The sequence below is a fragment of the [Clostridium] hylemonae DSM 15053 genome, assembly GCF_008281175.1.
Lineage (GTDB): Bacteria > Bacillota > Clostridia > Lachnospirales > Lachnospiraceae > Extibacter > Extibacter hylemonae.
Window position 1 is genome coordinate 3,692,836 of record NZ_CP036524.1, and the last position, 17,105, is coordinate 3,709,940.

Genomic DNA, 17,105 nt, shown 5'->3' on the forward strand with positions numbered 1-17,105 from the left:
TATACAAAGCAGGAAGCCGTTGTACAGCAACACTAATGCTGTACAACGGCTTCCTGCCTTGTCTTATCTAAAATATATTCCGTATTCCTTTCAGATCATCCCCATATTCCTGCTGCATGATATCGGTGAACTTATCCGCGCTCTTATAGAAATACATATCATGTCTTACACACTCCGCAGCCAGGGAGATCATCGGCCGGCTCTCTGTCCAGATCACTTCCGCGATCGTATCGCTTATGATCTGTCCGAATACCACCTCGCTCATGTCTGATACGAGAGTGATCCAGCGGCCGCCCATCTCTGCTTTCTTCTCCTCGCCCATTCCGTGCCTGCAGTATTTTCTAAGAGGTATCGCCTCATCATCTTCTGCGCCGAATATGACGATCCCAAGCCGCAGTCCCTTCTCTTCCAGCTTCTGAATATCATGGAGTATACAGGGAAGGTCCTGTATCCATATCTGGAGCAGCAGCTCTTCTTTCGTCTCCCGGATGATATCCCGGCATTTGGCAAACACATTGCCGTTTGTCCGGATATGCCATATGTAATCCAGATTCGTCTTCTGCGGAAATATGTTCAGCCGCTCCGTCAGGTCAGACAGGACCCCTTTCGTCTCGTCTTCCACCCGCTCCGCCACCTCTGACATCGGAACCGCGGCATATTTATTGTTACTTTCATATTCCGTATAGAGTATAAAACCTTTCGTGATGAGCGACTCCAGAATATTATATATCTTTGAGCGCGTAACGCCGGCCAGCTTACCCGCTTCATATCCCGACAGGCTGCCGTTCTGCAGCAGTGTGAGATAGACTTTTGCCTCCGCGTCGGTCAGGCCGATCTTATTCAATAATATGATCTCATTGTCCATGGGGAATCCTCTCCTGTCAGAAGTTCGACTTTACATACAAGTCTTCCGGCCGTATCTTGTCAGCAACTTCTTCTTTCCAGTTTTCTTTCTCATATTCTTCCACAGATACAGAAATATACTTTTCTTCCATATTCATCTGTTCCATGATGAACGCTTTCGTCTTCTCGGCCAGCTCTTTCTTAACTTCTTCCGTTCGTCCCGGATACATTTTAATGCTGATATGCGGCATGCTGCTTTCCTCCCTTTAGTTCCACTGAGTGCCGACTCCGGCCGCCACTGCTTTTTCGTAGATTTCTTTTGCAGCGACCAGATCCTGTGTCGCCACGCCTACTGTCTCAAATACGATGATCTCCTCGTCATTTTCCCGTCCTGTGACCTTTCCTTTTATGACATCGCCAAGGTCTCCGGTAAAATCGTCTTTTGTGATGATTCCTTCTTCAAGCGGGATAAGGATATCTCCGGATTCAGATAATACTGCTTCCTCAGAATCAAAATATATTTTGGAAGCACGTGTGAGGATACGAGGATCCATCTCCTGCATGTGGTGCTGATAAGCGCCTACACAGCTTACGGTAGCTCCTGCCTTCACTTTCGTTCCATCAAATACAGGTTTGGAGGAAGGAGTGACTGTGATCAGAAGGTCGGCGCCCTCCACCGCTTCATCGGAGGATCTGACCGCCACAATTTTAGTACCGTAATCCTTAAGTTCCTCCTGCATGCGGGCAGCAAAGTCCACGGTACGCTCATAGTTCATATCATACACTCTGACCTCTTCAAGGTCGCGGGCCGCCATCATGGCTTCCAGCTGTGTTGCCGCCTGTCCTCCGGTTCCGATGAGGGCGCCGATCCTGGCATCCTTTCTCGCCAGCACGTCAAACGCCGCGCCTGACGCTGCCCCGGTCCTAAGCTGTGTCACATATGTACCGTCCAGTACCGCGGTCACGATACCTGTGCTGCCGTCAATAAGCAGCACCTGCGCGGGTGAAGACGGAATTCCGTTGTCAATATTATGCGGGAATATGTTGATGATCTTCAGGGATGCTGTGTCCATCTCTTCAACATAAGCCGGCATGAACAAGAAACATCCGTCATGCTTCGGCGCCTGGATATTCGTGCGAAGCGGCGCGTCACACTTTCCCTCCACGACAAGCTGGAACGCTTTCTTATCTGCCTCGATCGCGTCCTTGATCGTAAATACTTTTTTGATATCCTCTCTGGATAATAACAGCATATTTGTTCCTCCTTTTTGTACCAAATTCTTGTTTTAAATTTAGTAACTCCTTTTGGGGTATATTATAATGCATCCCCCGACATATTGTCAATGCATTCACAATATTTTCTTCAGCTTTTGCGGCTCTCAAAATAAATGAACTGGTCTATGGCGTCCAGAATGTCCTGAAAGTCCTCCCGCGCCGCCAGTTCGATATATTTTGTGAGCAGCTCTGTCTCTTCTTCCTTATATCTTCCGTAATATATGTCATAGAGGTTGTGGCCCCTCATGTGGATCTTGATATCTTCTATATGATCCCTCACATCCTCTGCAGTCTCCAGATCCTTTCCGATGATCTTCCTTAACTGTATGCCGCTTTGGATCTTATGAAGATACTCCTTCCACTTTTCAAGAAATGTCTCGTAAAACTCTTCTTCCGTGCCGATCACTCCAAGCTTTACCATAATAGACGGGTTCAGAAAATAATTTTCAAAGGAATAATACTTCAGTATGAGCACATTCTTTTCCGTCACACGGGGCAGCTTATCCACATCTTCTCTGCTGCGCTCCTCGTAGTATCTGCAAAGCTGCCTTTTCAGCGTTTCTCTGTCTTTGCCGTCCCCGTCGCGCACCATGAGAAAGTTGTCTTTCAGGTATATCTGATTCATATACTTCAGATTTGCATACGTTTTAATATTTGTGCAGCTGTTCGTCGTTATGATAGCGATACGCGACAGCCTTCCCTGCTCATCGTAAGTCTCGGAATAATACTTCCTGATCAGAAGGGGCAGTCTGCTCTTATCCTGCTTTCCCTCCACGATAAACACAAAATTGACATTCATCAGGTCATTTGCGCTGTACCCGAGCGTCTCCAGTATAGCGCTGATGTCTGTTCTTTCACACACCTGGGAGCAGCCGTCCCCGTCGAGTACGACCTGGCGTATCTGGCGGCTGTTGAAATTTGTGAGCATATTGGGGGAATGTGTGGAAAATATGATCTGATTATCTCTGGACAGCCGGTACAATATCTCCCCGGACACCTTCTGCAGCTGCGGATGGAGAAAGATCTCAGGCTCTTCCACTATGATCATGCCCGGATTCTGCCCTTCACTCTGGGCATAGGTTTCCAGCAGAGACAGCATGTAGATGCTGCGCATCCCTTTCCCCATATGTGCAACCGGTTTTACCACATTCCGGCTGGGGTCATACGCCTCGGCAGTGACCGAGAGCATCCGTTCTATATCACGGTTCATGGAGAAGCGTATCTCGTCAAGCCCTCCGTTTCTGCTGAAGTTCTCATTTACCCTGCGGGAAAATGCGTCCAGATTCAGCTGATACAGTTTATGATCCAGCAGCTTCGCCGCCTCAAACGCATTCATCTCCTCCGGCTTCTTCTGGTTGATAAGACCGATACAGGCAAAGCAGTTGTTGCACAGCTTCGCCTCGTCAAAGATGCAGCATCCTTTCCGCATCTGTTTCAGCAGACTGTCTTCCTGCAACATAAGAAGTTCTTCCTGAAACTGTCCGAGGCTGCGCTGTGTATCCATATAATAGATCTGCGGAAATATTTCCTGAATGTACGGATTGTTCTTCTTTGTTCCATCGACCCAGCGCACCTTTCCTTCCCGGTTCGCCACATATTCAAAGGTGAGAATCTCACCTGCATAGGAGGGCAGCTTTTTCTGAAAGTCCGAAAGCCACGTCTCATATCTGCGGTACTGGCTGACAGCGCCGCTCCTGTGCAGCCTCCTTAAGTCTTCCTCACAGATTTCCAGACTCATCATTATCTCTATGTTCGGATAGTCCTCCTGAAAGTCCTCCCGGCTTATCTCATAAGAGCCTCCCACCGCGCGGATGGCGTCCAGAACGGCGGTCTTTCCCGTGTTATTTTTTCCAACCAGAATAAGCGCATTCTCGATTCCCTGAATGTGCATGTCTCTTATGGATTTGAAGTTCCTTATTCTCAGATCTGTGATCTGCATATAGCCTCCGCCTCCTGCCCGCTGTTATCTGTAAGCTATTCCACGATACTGTACTGCATCCACTCGTACAGTAATTTTGTTCCTTCCGCAGTCTCCGGAGGGAGCAGCGCCCGCGCCACCATCTTGGGCTCGGCACCCTCCTCCTTCTCATCCGTCCTTCTGAGCATGGCGTAATCTCCGTCGATCCGCTCTACAATATATTCACAAACAAGCATACTTTTTGTACCTCCTTACTCTTTAAAACTATCTTATCATACATTTCCCGGATTCTGAAATATAAACAAAAAAATCACCGTTCTTGGAGTAGCAAAAAGCTCCAAAAACAGTGATAAAAATGCGCGGTCAGGGGCCCAAACCCTGGACACCCTGATTAAGAGTCAGGTGCTCTGCCAGCTGAGCTAAAGGTGTATATTAAGTTTTAACAATAAAACTTAATATCATCTATCATAAAGAATTTCTTCCATTCCGCACAAATCAAAAAATACTGTGCGGAAATGAACTCCATCAATTCACTTAATTCCTTCTTTGAAATATTACTTCCATTACTGGCTAAGATGCAGCCGCCTCTCTTAGTCAGCCATACCTTCGTACCATTTGAAACAGGTTTACCTTTCGCAATATGAACATGAATTGGCTCTCCACTCTCATTCGACCAAAAATATACCTTATATCCACATACAGTAAACAAGCTAGGCAATCTGAATCCCTCCATTCGCCGCATACTTATATAATAGATGTGCATTGCTGTGCAAAAGCTGTTCAAACATTGCCACCTCTTGGTCAGAATACCCTTCTTTTGAAATCCACTTATAATCTGGAAGTTCACAACGTGCCGAATCAAAGCCCTCCTCTGTCGGGCGTTCAAAGTGCACTATAACTTTCTGCTTACCATCTTCATCAATAATCTGCGAATGAACGATTTCCGTTTCATCTGCCAATGTCATATATGGATACATCATAATACACCACCTCCATCCTTTTAATATGCTCTGCAGTCTCTGCTCATTTCACTATTATTATACCCTTAATACACAAACAGAACAATCTATAATTATACTATTTATTTCCGTTATAGCATTTACACACGAAAAAAACCACCGTCCCCGGAGTACCAAATCCTCCAAAAACAGTGATTTCCAAATGCGCGATCAGGGGTTCGAACCCTGGACACCCTGATTAAGAGTCAGGTGCTCTGCCAGCTGAGCTAATCGCGCGTTTCCCTATGCTGCCGCAGATGAGCCTGTCACCTGTGACGCAAGGGTTATTATATAATATCGACTGCCAAATTGCAAGCCCTTTTTACAAATTTTTTTCAGCTTTTTTACACAAAATCTATTTCCGGTATCTGTCCCGTCTGTTCCTGACCGGTTGTGATTCCGGCAAAAATATGTCTTGCCATTATCACGATCCCGGCGGTCACAATAAGCGTCGCACCTATGACCACATACGGCATCTGTCCAAGCTTATCAAACAGTACGCCGTACATCGCCTGCCCTGCAGGCTGCGCGCACATGGATACTGCCATTGCCATTGAAATGACTTTTCCGACGAGATGCACCGGAGTGACTTCCTGGACGTAGGCAAGCATCTGCACGCTGAACATGGTGGCTATCATCATGATCATGCCGTAGCAGAGCGTCATTACAATGTAGGCTGCCATTACAGGTACCGGCGCCGCAAGTACCGCTCCCATGGGAAGCAGAACGAAGGAGGCCCACAGAAGAAGCTTCCATGCTTTCTGTATCTTAAGCTTTCCGGCCAATACACCGGTGAGCACGCCTCCGATGAGCCCCCCTGCCGCCCCGAATCCCTGAGCGTATCCATAGAGCTGGCTGGAAAGCCCAAGATAAATCTTAACGATGACCGGGATCCCCACAATAATAAGAGAGGTCAGAAACAGATTGAAAAATGCGATAAGGACCACTACTTTTTTGATCACCGGCTGTTCCTTCCGTATATAGTTCAGACTGCTGCCCATATCCTGCTTCACGGTGCTCCATATGCTGTTTTGCGCGTTCTGCCTCACGTTTGGTATCTTAATGAAGATCTCCATGACCGCGGACAGGAAGAAGCAGACACATCCGGCAGCCACTACAGGGGTCAGGCCCCACACGCCGTACACGATACCGCCGGCCACCGGGCCGAGAAGCCCGGAAAGTGCGTTGATCTGGTTGATGATCGCATTGGCAGTCACAAGATTTTCTTTCTCCTGCAGAAGAGGCATGCTCGCCTGAACAGAAGGCTGGTATACAGCCTGGATGCCGGACAGGACGATCATGACGATAGTGACAAGGATCACTGGTGAGTAAACGTTGACTCCAAGCAGAAATAAAATCGTCAGTAACGCCGTACCAAAATCCAGCGCCACCATGATATTTTTCTTGTTGATCCTATCCGCCAGCAGTCCTCCTACCGGCGACAGCAGTGCCATCGGTATGAAGGAACAAGCCATAGCCGCGCCAAATACAGCGGATGACCCTGTCGCATCGAGCAGATAAAGCGGCAGCGCAAATCTTAAAATACTGTTCCCAAACAGAGAGATGATCTGTCCGATCACGACTAATACAAAGTTTCTGTTCATCAATTTCATTTTTAAATCTCCTTTTCATACATTCATTTGGTATGTATATTGCTAAAATATATGCGGCCCAAATATTTCAGACCGCTTTTCCTCAGTCGAGTACCTTTCTCATATCCCGGACCGCTTCTCTTACTTCCTCATCGATGATCGTAAGGCCCATGCCGTTCAGCACCTTCTCCAGACAGTGAAGCTTATGCTCAAACTTTTCCATATTTCCCGTAAACACAAGTGGGTTGATCCATATATTTGCCAGCAGCATCAGCACCTCTGCCGCCTCTTCCGGGTATTCTACGTTCAGAGACCCGTCTCTGTTGCCCTCCGCAATGTATGCAGCAATGATCGGAGCGAATTCTTCCACAGACTCATGGACTTCCATGGCCAGGAATTTGGGATTCTCCATAATGGTCGGCGCGGACTTCAGAAATCTTCTCTGGTCCGTGCTCTTTACACAATACAGCACGATCTGCTTTATCTTCTCCCGGCCTGACATATTTTCTTCCCCGTCATACATGGAACCAAAGTCTACGCCTGCGTGTATTCTCTCCCCCACAGCCTGAATGATATCTTCCTTTGATTTAAAATGATGATATATCGCGCCTTTGCTCAGATCGCCAAGTTCGTCTACGATATCCTGGATCGTCGTATTTTCATAGCCTTTTTCTAAAAAAAGATTCATCGATACATCCAGTATACGCTGGACCGTCACTTCAGGATACTTATTTCTCGCCATCTTTTCGTACCTCTCTGCAAACACTCATACATTCGTTTGGTATGTATATATTATCACCGCCCTTTTCGTCTGTCAATTACTTTTCATATTTTCTTTGTTTCTTCATATATTAGTATAAGGAGGACAAGTTGCTATGAAAGAACTATATCACAAGGCAGACCTGCCGTACATAACAGCAGTTGTCGTGCTCGGATGCCTGAATCATTTTATTTACGAGTGGACCGGCGAAAGCCCAATATCCGCTCTTTTTTGTCCTGTCAACGAATCTGTATGGGAACACCTTAAGCTGCTGTTTTTCCCCTACCTCTTTGTGATCACTTTTGTCTATTTTTATGAGCACAGGACTTCCCTCTCCCGCTATTTTTGTTCCCGGCTGCTCGCCGCGCTGCTCGGAATGAGCGCCATAATCGTGGTCTTTTATACGTACACGGGAATTGTCGGACGAAGCTTTGTGGTGCTCGACATCCTTATCTTTGTCTTTGCTGTCCTCGTCTCCTTCCGCGCGGCCCCTTTGTTTTACCGGTGCCATTTCTGCAGAGACGCCAGCTCTCTCGTATTTGCAGGCTGGATCTTTGCCGTCATCTGTTTCTTTTTCTTTACGTGCCAGCCGCCTGATCTGCCGCTGTTTTTTCCTCCGGCTTAAAGAAGCCGGCATAAAGTAACCGGTATAAAGAAACATAAATTTTAGTTTTCATATACCAGTCCCGGATGTATAATGTTATTAGCGGTTTTTGCTTTAATACGTTACATGAAAGGAGTAGGGGATATGACAAACGAATGTGTCAAATGTAAGATCGAGCACCACGCTGTGCTTTTTGCATATCTTGCAAAACACGCCATAGAGCTGTGCGGGGAAAAGGGAAAAGAGGCTGTTCTCGACGCAATGACGGCCTACGGCCGGGAGCGGGGAGCCCGGATGGCTGCCAACGCGCTGGCTCACGGAGATGAACTGACCACTATGACAAATCAGGCATATGGAGAATGGAAGCCGGATTATGACGGGCAGATGGAATTCGGGCAGCTTTGTACAGAGCCCACACTGCAGACTTATATTTCCCGCTGTGCCTGGTGTGACGCGTGGAAGAAACACGGGCTTCTCGACTATGGTAAATATTATTGTGTCAATGTAGATAATGCAGTTTACCAGGGGTTCCGCTCAGATTTTGTATGCACGCCTACCACGACCGCTCTGAGCTGGGGCGGTGAACGCTGCGAATTTGACTGGGGACATCCGCTCACAAGTGATGAGGTGAAAGCACTGGCGGAAAAGAAGAAGGCGCTCGGCACTTCCTGTATGAAGGACTTTAACTTCCACACCGCCCATCTGCTGCACACGGTCGGAAATACGCTGAAAGAACAGCTTGGCGCGCAGGGAGAACAGGCTGTTTCTCTTGCCCTGTCGGATTATGTCGGCACGTTTGGGCAGGCGTATCTTGACGTATTGGAAGGAGTGGACGATGAGCAATTCTGATCATATCATCGCAGAATGGATCGCAAATCATGAGGCTTCCATAGCCGCCGCGGCTGACTATATTTTCCTGCATCCGGAAACCGCGTACAAGGAGAAGTTTTCCTCCCGGTGCCTGGCAGACTTTCTGGAGACAGATGGTTTTCAGATCGAGTGGAAGACAGCCGGGATCGAGACTGCATTTACCGCGTCATGGGGATATGGCAGGCCCGTCATCGGCTTCCTGGCCGAGTATGACGCTCTGGCCGAAATCGGCCATGCGTGCGGACATAATCTTCTCGGAACAGGCGCCGCGGCCGCCGCATGCGCACTGAAGGCATATATGGAGGCCGTCGAAATGGAAGGGACGCTCCTCGTGTATGGCTGTCCGGCAGAGGAAATAATGTCCGGCAAGATCATCATGAACAGCCAGGGAGTGTTCGATGACCTGGATGCCGCAGTTACGTGGCATCCTTTTGACAGCAACAGAGTGAGCAACGATATCTGGCAGTCACAGGACATCAAAAACTACATCTTCCGCGGCATGAGCGCCCATGCCTCCCGTTCACCGGAAGAAGGGCGGAGTGCCCTTGACGCGGCCGAACTCATGAATGTAGGCGTCAATTACCTGCGCGAGCATGTCCCGCAGGATGTCCGTATGCATTATGCCTACATAGACAACGGCCTCCCGGCCAATGTCGTCCCCGACTACGCAAAGACAAACTACTTTATCCGCTCCGCGAAACGCGCGCGCACCGAGGACGCGAGCAGACGCGTAGACGACTGCGCCAGAGGCGCGGCCCTCATGACCGGAACGGAAGTGGAGATCGAACTCGTCGGAAGCTGCAAGGAGATGAAGGTCAACCGTGTGCTGGCTGAAATATATTATGACGCCATGACACGCGTTCCTGTCCCAACATACACGGAAGAGGAACTTCAGTTCGCGGCCTCCATCAGCCAGGAGGCAGGTCTCCAGAACCACGGCATATACTTTCAGGGCCTGGAACCGCTGGAACCGGAACCAGTCCCCATTTCCATCGGCACCGACGTATCCGAAGTAAGCCATACCGTCCCGACCATCACACTGAGCGCCGCCGCCATGTGCAAAGGCACACCTTTGCACCACTGGGCCGCCGCCAGACAGGCCGGAATGAGCATCGGAAAGAAAGGGATGCTCTACGCCGCCAGGTGCATGGCGGAAGGGACAAAACAATTGCTTGAGAAACCGGAACACATACAAAACGCCTGGAAATATCACCTGGGGACAGGGTAAAACCTAATTGGGGACGTACCCTTTTTAAATTTCCCCCGTCCCCAACGTCATTTTACCCTGTCCCCAATGGACCAAAGAAAGGAGAAAATCATGATCACTAAGAAAATCGGTATTATCGGCTGCGGCAATATGGGTGGCGCTATCCTCTACGGCGCCTTGAAAAGCGGGGTCCTCCCCAAAGAGAACGCCTATGTATATGACCTCAATCCTGCGATGATGAAGAAGGCGCGGGGATGGGGCGTTAATCTCGCCAAGGATGACGAGGATGTATGTAAGAACAGTGACATCGTTCTGCTGGCGGTGAAGCCGCAGAACGCCGCCGAGGCTCTCGCGCAGTGTAAGGACGCGCTGGACGGCAAGGCAATGATGTCCATCGTCGCAGGTGTGACGGTAGAACGGCTCCGCGCCATGATAAACGGCAGCTTACGCATTCTGCGCATCATGCCCAACACACCGGCCATGGTATTTGAAGGCGCCTTTGCCCTCTGTTCTGACAACGACTTTTCAGAGGAGGAACTGCAGGAAGCGCAGCAGATCTATAGTTCCATCGGCGTCGTGGAGCTTGTGCCGGAGGTTCTCATCGACGCGGTGTGCGGCCTGAGCGGAGGCGGACCGGCCTACGCGGCCATGTTCATAGAAGCTATGGCGGATGGTGGCGTAAAGCAGGGCCTTCCCCGCGCAACTGCCTACCGGCTTGCGGCACAGACCTGTCTCGGCACCGCAAAGATGATCCTGGAAATGGATATCCACCCCGGCCAGTTAAAAGACATGGTCACCTCACCGGGGGGAACAACGATCGAGGGCTGTGAGGCGCTGGAAAAAGGCGGGATGAGAGCCGCGGTCATGGAGTGCATCAACGCAGGTACCGAGAAATCCCGCCGGCTATGATATTGCACCCTTGACCAGGCGCAGAAGCATACATATAAAAGGACATGAAAAAGCAGCGGCCGGCCCCCACGGGCTGCCGCTGCTTCTTTATGCCTATTCTATTGAACCGTTCCGTCCTGCTGGCCTCCATTATCCTGGCCGCTCTGTCCGTCCTGGTTTCCCTGTGTGTCCTGGCCGCTGCCGGGATCCGCATCCTGCGGATCATCTGAACTATCACCGGGCGCCGTATCACCGGCATCCCCCGCATCAGACGCGTCATCTGCAGAATCCTGCGTATCCGCATCATCGGAGGCATTTCCCTTATCGGAATCGTCAGACGCGTCATCTGCATCATCCCCGCCGAAAAGATTCTTGAAGAAATTCACGATCTTATCCCAGAAGCTCTCGCCGTCACCGGAATCCTTTGACTTAAGCGCATCGATCGTGCTGTCGATGACCGCGTTATCCCCGAGAATGCTGTCATTCGTGTTATTTATGATACCGCCGTCACTGTCTCCTCCTGTGAAAAATGACTTAATGGAATTCCACAGGTTGGAGAAGAAACCATCGCTCTTTCCTTCCAGGTTCTCAAGCGTCTTTTTCAGCGCCTTCACGTCATAATCATACTCGGAAATACTCTTCATGAGCGACACGATCTTTGCCTTCTGGTCGCCGTTCAATGTCACATTCAGATCATCCGCCGCATCATTGACAGCTCCTTCGATCTCATCCTCATCTTTGAGTCCGTCTTCTATGACCTCCTGCTTCACCTCGTTCATGAGGTCCGCCGCTTCCTGCTGGCCGATCGACTCTGCCAGCTCTCCTGTCGTGACAAGCTCTTCCGTGGCAGTCGCCTTCTGGTCTTCGCTCAGCTCTTCTCCGCTCGCCTTCTCATATGCCATCATGATCCCTGTAAGCGCTCCGGTTCCGGACACCTCGATCGGAGAGCCGGCCACCACATTACAGTTCTCCACCCCTGAGGTAAGAAGTGTACTTGCGATCATGGAACTCGTCACAAAGGTAAGGTTGGCAACCTTCACCTGGATCCCGCCGCTGCCTGTCGGCTCCACATAAGAACAGCTGTATGTCCTCGTACCGATCTGCGCCTCTGTCGCGATCCCTTCCATATACTTTCTCTCATCTGCATTTGTAACCTCGATCGTGTCGACTTTATCCGCAGAAGTGCCAAAATAGTCATACATGGCTTTCTTTTGCTCCTCTGTCAGATTCGCTCCGAGCGTTACGACCTTGGAACTGTCCGCCTTTGCTGTAAACGGCACACTGACAAAGGTCAGCACCGCCGCCATCATGACCGGTATAATTTTTTTAAATTTTTTCATAATAGTCTGGTGTAACCACCATACCCCCTTTTCATCAATTATTTACATCTTAATAATAACTAAGCTCCCACATAATATAACACATTCCCGGACATTTGCAAAGAAACAGCCCCTTAACTATTTCTGAATATTTTCTGTATTCTCTCGTGGAATACCTCCTCATCGATAATTCCCCGCATCGTCCCCACTATCCTGCCGTTCTTAAAACAGATGAACGTCGGCACGATCTCCGTGTCATACTCTGCCGCCAAAAGTTCAGACTCTTCTATCTCAACCTCGCAGAACTTTATTTTTTTTCTATTTTTATATTTCTTCTCTGCCTCTTCCGCAATTGGTTTCATCATGGCGCATTTACCGCACCAGACCGCATAAAACATTACAACCACCGGAAGACTTTCGTGCATCACTTCCGAATCAAAATTCTTTGCTGTTAAATGTAGCATAAGTTTCAACCTTTCTTAAGCCATCTTTATGTCAGCACTTGGGATTCAATATTCTGCATACCTCATCCAGTGATTTTTTAATACAGGCAAGTTTTTCATTCAGGTTCCTTTTGCGATAAGTGATTTCACACAATTTATGCTTCCATCCTTTCTTTCCGCGTCCCACATGCTCACATCCTGACCATTATTCTTCTTTATATTATATGCAGCTGCCGCCTTATGCTTTCCTGACAGCCCGCAACTTGCAGATAGGATTCCCTGCTGCCGAGAACTTCTCTTCATATTCCGTCATGACATTTCCGCGGTTCATGGCCTCATCGCCGTGCAGGTCAAAGGTGCGCTCTTTTATCTCCCACACATCCGACTCCCTGATCTCCTCCAGGGAAAATTCAAACAGTCCCCTGTTGTCCGTTTTAAACTCCACCACACCGTCACAAGCCAGTATCTTATCATATCTGGACAGATATTCCTTTGATGTCAGCCTCCTTCTGGCATGTCTCGCCTTCGGCCACGGATCCGAGAAGTTCAGATAGATCCCGGACACCTCCCCCTTTGCAAATACATCTGCAATGTCCGCTGCGTCCATACAGATAAACCGGATGTTGGCAGGCGCCTGCGTCTCCCGCTCCATATATTTCTCCACAGCCCGCAGAAGAACACTCGAGTAACGCTCGATCCCGATAAAATTAACGTCCGGATTCTGTTCTGCCATCGTCAGCAGAAACTGCCCCTTCCCCATTCCGATCTCTATAAATACAGGATTTTCATTCCCAAACACCTTGTCCCAGCATCCCCTGTAAAGAGCAGGTTCTTTCATGACCTCTCTGCACGCTTTCAGCACACTTTCCGCCCGGGGTATATTTCTCAATCGCATATGACTGCCTCCTCATTTTTTGCTCTTATCCAGTCTATCCATTTCTTTTAAAAATGTCAATTACCGTTAATTTTTCAATTTGTTTACTTTTACTATGGAAATTTAGAAAAATAAGTGTATTATTAACATATAATACAAATTATACTTATTAGAAGTAAGCAGAAACGGAGGCGTAGTATGGACTCTATTGTGGAGAAATTATCAGACATTGAGACGACTGCTGAAGCAATCGTAGACCATGCAGAAGCTCAGAAATTTGAGATCGAACAGCAGATACAGGCCCGGCGCGACAAGTTTGATGAAGACCTGGAAGCCGATACACAGAAGAAGCTGGAGCGCATCCGCGCCGAGGCTTCCGAGAAAGTCGACCGGATACTGGAGACACAGAGACAGAAAAACAGGTCGACCATCGAAGCTTTAGAGAAAGAATATAAGGAAAACCATACTGCGTATGCACAGGAAATCCTAAAACGTATAACTGAGGTGTAGAACATGGGCAATCTTATGGCATACAGCGGAATTGTAACAAAAGTACGGGCCATGCAGGCAAAGCTCCTCACAAGACAGGATTTTGAGAATATCGCCTCTCTCAGGAGCGTTCCGGAGATTATTTCTTATCTGAAAGAAAAGCCCGCCTACGCAGATTTGATGAACCAGATGGATGTATCTCTGTACCACCGGCGGCACGTGGAGAAGATTCTCTATCAGTCCCTCTATGATGACTATACGAGAATCTTTCGTTTTGCAGGGCTGGAACAGAAGAAGTTCCTGAAGCTTTATCTGAAAAGGTACGAAGTGGATCTGATCAATTACTGTTTCCGGATCGTATTTAACCACTACGATAAACCATTTGACCTGGATTATAAGAAAGAATTTTTTGATAAATATTCACAGATCTCCATCGAAAAGCTCATCACGTCGCGCAGCATCGGCGAGCTCGTGGATAATCTGCAGTCAACAGAGTACTACGCGCCGCTTCGGAAGCTGCGGGATTCAAACGCCGCCACTTTGTTTGACTATGATCTGGCACTGGAACTGTACTACTTTTCTACTGTATGGAAAAAACGAAAACAGATACTGACAAACAAAAAGGAACTGGAGATATATACAAGAGACTGCGGTACTAACATGGATCTGCTCAACATACAGTGGATATACCGTGCGAAAAAGTATTACCACATGCTTCCGCCCGACATATATTCGCTGACGATCCCGAATCACTACCGCCTTCGTATCGATGAGTTCAAAGCGCTGGTGGAGGCACCTACCCTGGAAGAATTTGAGCATCTGCTGGAAGGCACTTATTATGCCAGGAAATATCATATCGACAACAGCAAGACGATGGAACAGCTGTATAAGGAATGCCTCATGCATCTGTATCTGTCGGACCGGCGCGGCAATCCGTATTCGATTGCGACTATCACCACATATCTGTTCCTGAAGGAAGAAGAGATATATAAACTGACGACTGCCCTTGAATGCATCCGCTACGGCCTATCATCAAGAGAGACGTTAGGATACCTGGGAGGTGTAATTCAATGATTGTAAAGATGAAGTTTTTGAGCATCAGCGGACCGCGGACCGACATTGACCGCGTCTGTGATGTCTACCTTTCAAAATATGAGATGCAGCTTGAGAATGCAGTCACAGAACTTAAGACGACCGACAATCTCCTGCCGTTTGTGGAGATGAACCCTTACAAAGAACCACTCGCCAAAGCAGAAGAATTTACTTCAAAGCTTTCGGCGGCAGGGACTCCTGCCGATACGGCGTTGTCCACAGATGAGATCATCGCCTTGATCCGTGAGGTAAACCATGACTATCTTGAGCTGCAGGAGAAAAAAGAGCTGCTCAAAAAAAATAAAGATGAACTGCTGGAAAAGCTGCATGTATTAGAACCGTTCCGGCCCCTTGATTTCGACTTGCACAAGGTTCTCCATTATCGGTATATGCAGCTTCGTTTTGGGCGGATCGGGATCGATTATTACCGGAAGCTGGAAAAATACCTGTTTGAGGATCTCAACGCCATTTTTCTGGAAGGCACGCGGGATGAGAATTTCGTGTACGGCTGTTACTTTGTTGCAAATACAGAGGCCAGCAAGGTGGATTCCGTATTCAACTCCCTGCACTTTGAACGCATCACCATATCGGACGAATATATCGGCTCTCCCGCCGTGGCATATGAGAGCCTGGAGCAGGACATTTCCGATCTGGATGAGCGCATTGACGAAATAGACAAAAATATCCAGGAACTGCTCGACGATAAGGCAGGCAAACTGCTCGGAGCCCGCAAGCGTCTGGAGGAACTGTCCAACAATTTTGACGTCCGCAAAATGGCCGCCCGCGTAGATGACAACAAGGAAGATTACTACATTCTCTGCGGGTGGATGGGTGAAGATGATGTGGCGGCCTTTCTGAAGGAATCAGAAAATGACGACAAGGTGTTCGTCGTTGTGGAAGAAGACCGCGAGAAATTCTTCGGCGAACCTCCCACAAAGCTTAAGAATCCCAAATTCTTCAAGCCTTTTGAGATGTTTATCCGCATGTACGGCCTTCCCTCCTCCAACGAGATGGATCCTACCGTATTCGTGGCGCTGACCTATACGTTCATCTTCGGCGCCATGTTCGGAGATGTCGGACAGGGATTGAGCCTGTTCGTGATAGGCGGACTTCTCTACAAACTGAAAAATATGAACCTTGCCGGTATCATATCCGTCGCGGGCCTTTTCTCGGCTTTCTTCGGATTTATGTTCGGCAGTGTATTCGGTTTTGAGGACATTATACAGGCCCACTGGCTTCGGCCGATGGAAGCCATGACGAACCTTCCGTTCATCGGACAGCTCAACACCGTATTTATCGTGGCGATCGCCTTTGGTATGGGACTGAATATCCTCTCCATGATATTTCATATAATCAATGCCATCCGGGCACATGATACGGAAAATATCTGGTTTTCCACGAACGGTATCGCGGGACTTGTTTTTTACGGATTTATCGTGTTCACAATTGTACTTTTTATGACGGGACATCAGGTTCCCGGAAATATACTGATGGTCATATTCCTCGGAATACCTGTTCTCGTATTCGTATTTAAAGAACCGCTCACCAACCTGGCGGAGCGCAACCACAAGAAGCTGGAGACAGGCAAAGGAATGTTCCTCGTACAGGGATTCTTTGAATTATTTGAGACGCTTTTGAGCTATTTCTCCAACACGCTTTCTTTCGTCCGTATCGGGGCATTTGCGGTGAGCCATGCCGCTATCATGGAAGTTGTGCTGATGCTCTCGGGCGCGCAGGAAGGCTCTCCAAACTGGGTCGTCGTCGTGATCGGCAACCTGGTCGTATGCGCTCTGGAAGGACTGATCGTAGGTATCCAGGTGCTCCGTCTCGAATATTATGAAATGTTCAGCCGTTTTTATAAAGGCAGCGGCCGCGAGTTTAAACCGTTCAATAATCATAAAAAACAAGATAAAAATTAATCCATATCCAAGGA

19 protein-coding genes and 1 tRNA gene are annotated in these 17,105 nt (G+C 48.5%); 7 read left to right on the forward strand and 13 right to left on the reverse strand.

Features of this window, described 5'->3' with window-relative positions; translation table 11 throughout:
* Positions 1-67 precede the first annotated feature (67 nt).
* The 10 genes from LAJLEIBI_RS17330 to LAJLEIBI_RS17375 all read right to left on the reverse strand — a co-directional run bounded on the left by LAJLEIBI_RS17330 (position 68) and on the right by LAJLEIBI_RS17375 (position 7,368).
* On the reverse strand, positions 68-865 hold the full coding sequence (locus tag LAJLEIBI_RS17330) for a TrmB family transcriptional regulator (RefSeq protein WP_006443459.1): 798 nt from the start codon (positions 863-865) through the stop codon (positions 68-70).
* A gap of 16 nt (positions 866-881) precedes the next feature.
* Positions 882-1,094: a tautomerase family protein gene (locus tag LAJLEIBI_RS17335; RefSeq protein ID WP_006443460.1), complete on the reverse strand. Its 213-nt coding sequence runs from the start codon at positions 1,092-1,094 to the stop codon at positions 882-884.
* A gap of 15 nt (positions 1,095-1,109) precedes the next feature.
* Positions 1,110-2,096 carry an ornithine cyclodeaminase family protein gene (locus LAJLEIBI_RS17340; protein WP_006443461.1) on the reverse strand — a complete coding sequence of 329 codons (987 nt, stop codon included), beginning with the start codon at positions 2,094-2,096 and terminating at the stop codon, positions 1,110-1,112.
* A gap of 110 nt (positions 2,097-2,206) precedes the next feature.
* Entirely contained in the window at positions 2,207-4,057 is a 1,851-nt protein-coding gene (locus LAJLEIBI_RS17345) for an ATP-dependent nuclease (RefSeq protein WP_006443462.1), read from the reverse strand.
* 35 nt (positions 4,058-4,092) lie between these two features.
* Positions 4,093-4,272 (reverse strand): hypothetical protein, encoded by a 180-nt coding sequence (locus tag LAJLEIBI_RS17350; protein WP_006443463.1) that lies wholly within the window; start codon positions 4,270-4,272, stop codon positions 4,093-4,095.
* Between the two features lie 203 nt (positions 4,273-4,475).
* Positions 4,476-4,799, reverse strand: coding sequence for a DUF4160 domain-containing protein (locus tag LAJLEIBI_RS19730; protein WP_319637216.1), 324 nt, complete (start codon positions 4,797-4,799; stop codon positions 4,476-4,478).
* A complete protein-coding gene (locus LAJLEIBI_RS17360; RefSeq protein WP_006443465.1) occupies positions 4,747-5,016 on the reverse strand; it encodes a hypothetical protein in 270 nt (89 codons plus the stop codon). The genes LAJLEIBI_RS19730 and LAJLEIBI_RS17360 overlap by 53 nt, the downstream gene beginning before the upstream one ends.
* A 182-nt stretch (positions 5,017-5,198) precedes the next feature.
* Positions 5,199-5,271, reverse strand: a tRNA-Lys gene (locus tag LAJLEIBI_RS17365).
* A gap of 107 nt (positions 5,272-5,378) precedes the next feature.
* On the reverse strand, positions 5,379-6,647 hold the full coding sequence (locus LAJLEIBI_RS17370) for an MFS transporter (RefSeq protein ID WP_006443466.1): 1,269 nt from the start codon (positions 6,645-6,647) through the stop codon (positions 5,379-5,381).
* 82 nt (positions 6,648-6,729) lie between these two features.
* Entirely contained in the window at positions 6,730-7,368 is a 639-nt protein-coding gene (locus LAJLEIBI_RS17375; protein ID WP_040435106.1) for a TetR/AcrR family transcriptional regulator, read from the reverse strand.
* Between the two features lie 133 nt (positions 7,369-7,501).
* Between LAJLEIBI_RS17375 and LAJLEIBI_RS17380 the strand changes: the two genes are divergently transcribed.
* From LAJLEIBI_RS17380 to proC, 4 genes are all read left to right on the forward strand, one after another.
* Positions 7,502-8,011 (forward strand): DUF6512 family protein, encoded by a 510-nt coding sequence (locus tag LAJLEIBI_RS17380; protein ID WP_083790614.1) that lies wholly within the window; start codon positions 7,502-7,504, stop codon positions 8,009-8,011.
* A 123-nt stretch (positions 8,012-8,134) separates the two neighbouring features.
* Positions 8,135-8,839, forward strand: coding sequence for an L-2-amino-thiazoline-4-carboxylic acid hydrolase (locus tag LAJLEIBI_RS17385; protein ID WP_040435107.1), 705 nt, complete (start codon positions 8,135-8,137; stop codon positions 8,837-8,839).
* Entirely contained in the window at positions 8,826-10,088 is a 1,263-nt protein-coding gene (locus LAJLEIBI_RS17390; RefSeq protein WP_006443470.1) for an amidohydrolase, read from the forward strand. Before LAJLEIBI_RS17385 ends, LAJLEIBI_RS17390 begins: the two co-directional genes overlap by 14 nt.
* A gap of 90 nt (positions 10,089-10,178) precedes the next feature.
* Positions 10,179-10,976: a pyrroline-5-carboxylate reductase gene (gene proC, locus LAJLEIBI_RS17395; protein ID WP_040435108.1), complete on the forward strand. Its 798-nt coding sequence runs from the start codon at positions 10,179-10,181 to the stop codon at positions 10,974-10,976.
* Between the two features lie 98 nt (positions 10,977-11,074).
* Here the strand turns inward: proC and LAJLEIBI_RS17400 are convergent, their stop codons facing one another.
* The 3 genes from LAJLEIBI_RS17400 to trmB all read right to left on the reverse strand — a co-directional run bounded on the left by LAJLEIBI_RS17400 (position 11,075) and on the right by trmB (position 13,612).
* A complete protein-coding gene (locus tag LAJLEIBI_RS17400) occupies positions 11,075-12,295 on the reverse strand; it encodes a DUF1002 domain-containing protein (protein WP_006443472.1) in 1,221 nt (406 codons plus the stop codon).
* Between the two features lie 113 nt (positions 12,296-12,408).
* Complete coding sequence (locus tag LAJLEIBI_RS17405) at positions 12,409-12,738, reverse strand: thioredoxin family protein (protein WP_006443473.1); 330 nt, start codon at positions 12,736-12,738, stop codon at positions 12,409-12,411.
* Positions 12,739-12,955: 217 nt separating this feature from the next.
* Complete coding sequence (trmB, locus tag LAJLEIBI_RS17410) at positions 12,956-13,612, reverse strand: tRNA (guanosine(46)-N7)-methyltransferase TrmB (protein WP_006443475.1); 657 nt, start codon at positions 13,610-13,612, stop codon at positions 12,956-12,958.
* A 177-nt stretch (positions 13,613-13,789) separates the two neighbouring features.
* On the opposite strand from trmB, the gene LAJLEIBI_RS17415 reads away from it, so the two are divergent.
* From LAJLEIBI_RS17415 to LAJLEIBI_RS17425, 3 genes are read left to right on the forward strand one after another with little or no spacing between them, the layout of a single operon-like run.
* Entirely contained in the window at positions 13,790-14,101 is a 312-nt protein-coding gene (locus LAJLEIBI_RS17415) for a hypothetical protein (protein WP_006443476.1), read from the forward strand.
* A gap of 3 nt (positions 14,102-14,104) precedes the next feature.
* Positions 14,105-15,154, forward strand: a complete 1,050-nt coding sequence (locus LAJLEIBI_RS17420) for a V0D/AC39 family V-type ATPase subunit (RefSeq protein ID WP_006443477.1) — start codon at positions 14,105-14,107, stop codon at positions 15,152-15,154.
* Complete coding sequence (locus LAJLEIBI_RS17425; protein ID WP_006443478.1) at positions 15,151-17,091, forward strand: V-type ATP synthase subunit I; 1,941 nt, start codon at positions 15,151-15,153, stop codon at positions 17,089-17,091. Before LAJLEIBI_RS17420 ends, LAJLEIBI_RS17425 begins: the two co-directional genes overlap by 4 nt.
* Positions 17,092-17,105 lie beyond the last annotated feature (14 nt).

What these genes read in the sequence shown, in the direction of transcription:
- LAJLEIBI_RS17380 (WP_083790614.1), top strand. Translation starts at nt 7,502, where the DNA reads ATGAAAGAACTATATCACAAGGCAGACCTGCCGTACATAACAGCAGTT.
- proC (WP_040435108.1), top strand. Translation starts at nt 10,179, where the DNA reads ATGATCACTAAGAAAATCGGTATTATCGGCTGCGGCAATATGGGTGGC.
- LAJLEIBI_RS17400 (WP_006443472.1), bottom strand. Translation starts at nt 12,295, where the DNA reads ATGAAAAAATTTAAAAAAATTATACCGGTCATGATGGCGGCGGTGCTG.
- LAJLEIBI_RS19730 (WP_319637216.1), bottom strand. Translation starts at nt 4,799, where the DNA reads ATGCACATCTATTATATAAGTATGCGGCGAATGGAGGGATTCAGATTG.
- LAJLEIBI_RS17375 (WP_040435106.1), bottom strand. Translation starts at nt 7,368, where the DNA reads ATGGCGAGAAATAAGTATCCTGAAGTGACGGTCCAGCGTATACTGGAT.
- LAJLEIBI_RS17345 (WP_006443462.1), bottom strand. Translation starts at nt 4,057, where the DNA reads ATGCAGATCACAGATCTGAGAATAAGGAACTTCAAATCCATAAGAGAC.
- LAJLEIBI_RS17390 (WP_006443470.1), top strand. Translation starts at nt 8,826, where the DNA reads ATGAGCAATTCTGATCATATCATCGCAGAATGGATCGCAAATCATGAG.
- LAJLEIBI_RS17420 (WP_006443477.1), top strand. Translation starts at nt 14,105, where the DNA reads ATGGGCAATCTTATGGCATACAGCGGAATTGTAACAAAAGTACGGGCC.
- LAJLEIBI_RS17405 (WP_006443473.1), bottom strand. Translation starts at nt 12,738, where the DNA reads ATGCTACATTTAACAGCAAAGAATTTTGATTCGGAAGTGATGCACGAA.
- LAJLEIBI_RS17385 (WP_040435107.1), top strand. Translation starts at nt 8,135, where the DNA reads ATGACAAACGAATGTGTCAAATGTAAGATCGAGCACCACGCTGTGCTT.
- LAJLEIBI_RS17415 (WP_006443476.1), top strand. Translation starts at nt 13,790, where the DNA reads ATGGACTCTATTGTGGAGAAATTATCAGACATTGAGACGACTGCTGAA.
- trmB (WP_006443475.1), bottom strand. Translation starts at nt 13,612, where the DNA reads ATGCGATTGAGAAATATACCCCGGGCGGAAAGTGTGCTGAAAGCGTGC.
- LAJLEIBI_RS17330 (WP_006443459.1), bottom strand. Translation starts at nt 865, where the DNA reads ATGGACAATGAGATCATATTATTGAATAAGATCGGCCTGACCGACGCG.
- LAJLEIBI_RS17370 (WP_006443466.1), bottom strand. Translation starts at nt 6,647, where the DNA reads ATGAAATTGATGAACAGAAACTTTGTATTAGTCGTGATCGGACAGATC.
- LAJLEIBI_RS17340 (WP_006443461.1), bottom strand. Translation starts at nt 2,096, where the DNA reads ATGCTGTTATTATCCAGAGAGGATATCAAAAAAGTATTTACGATCAAG.
- LAJLEIBI_RS17360 (WP_006443465.1), bottom strand. Translation starts at nt 5,016, where the DNA reads ATGATGTATCCATATATGACATTGGCAGATGAAACGGAAATCGTTCAT.
- LAJLEIBI_RS17335 (WP_006443460.1), bottom strand. Translation starts at nt 1,094, where the DNA reads ATGCCGCATATCAGCATTAAAATGTATCCGGGACGAACGGAAGAAGTT.
- LAJLEIBI_RS17350 (WP_006443463.1), bottom strand. Translation starts at nt 4,272, where the DNA reads ATGCTTGTTTGTGAATATATTGTAGAGCGGATCGACGGAGATTACGCC.
- LAJLEIBI_RS17425 (WP_006443478.1), top strand. Translation starts at nt 15,151, where the DNA reads ATGATTGTAAAGATGAAGTTTTTGAGCATCAGCGGACCGCGGACCGAC.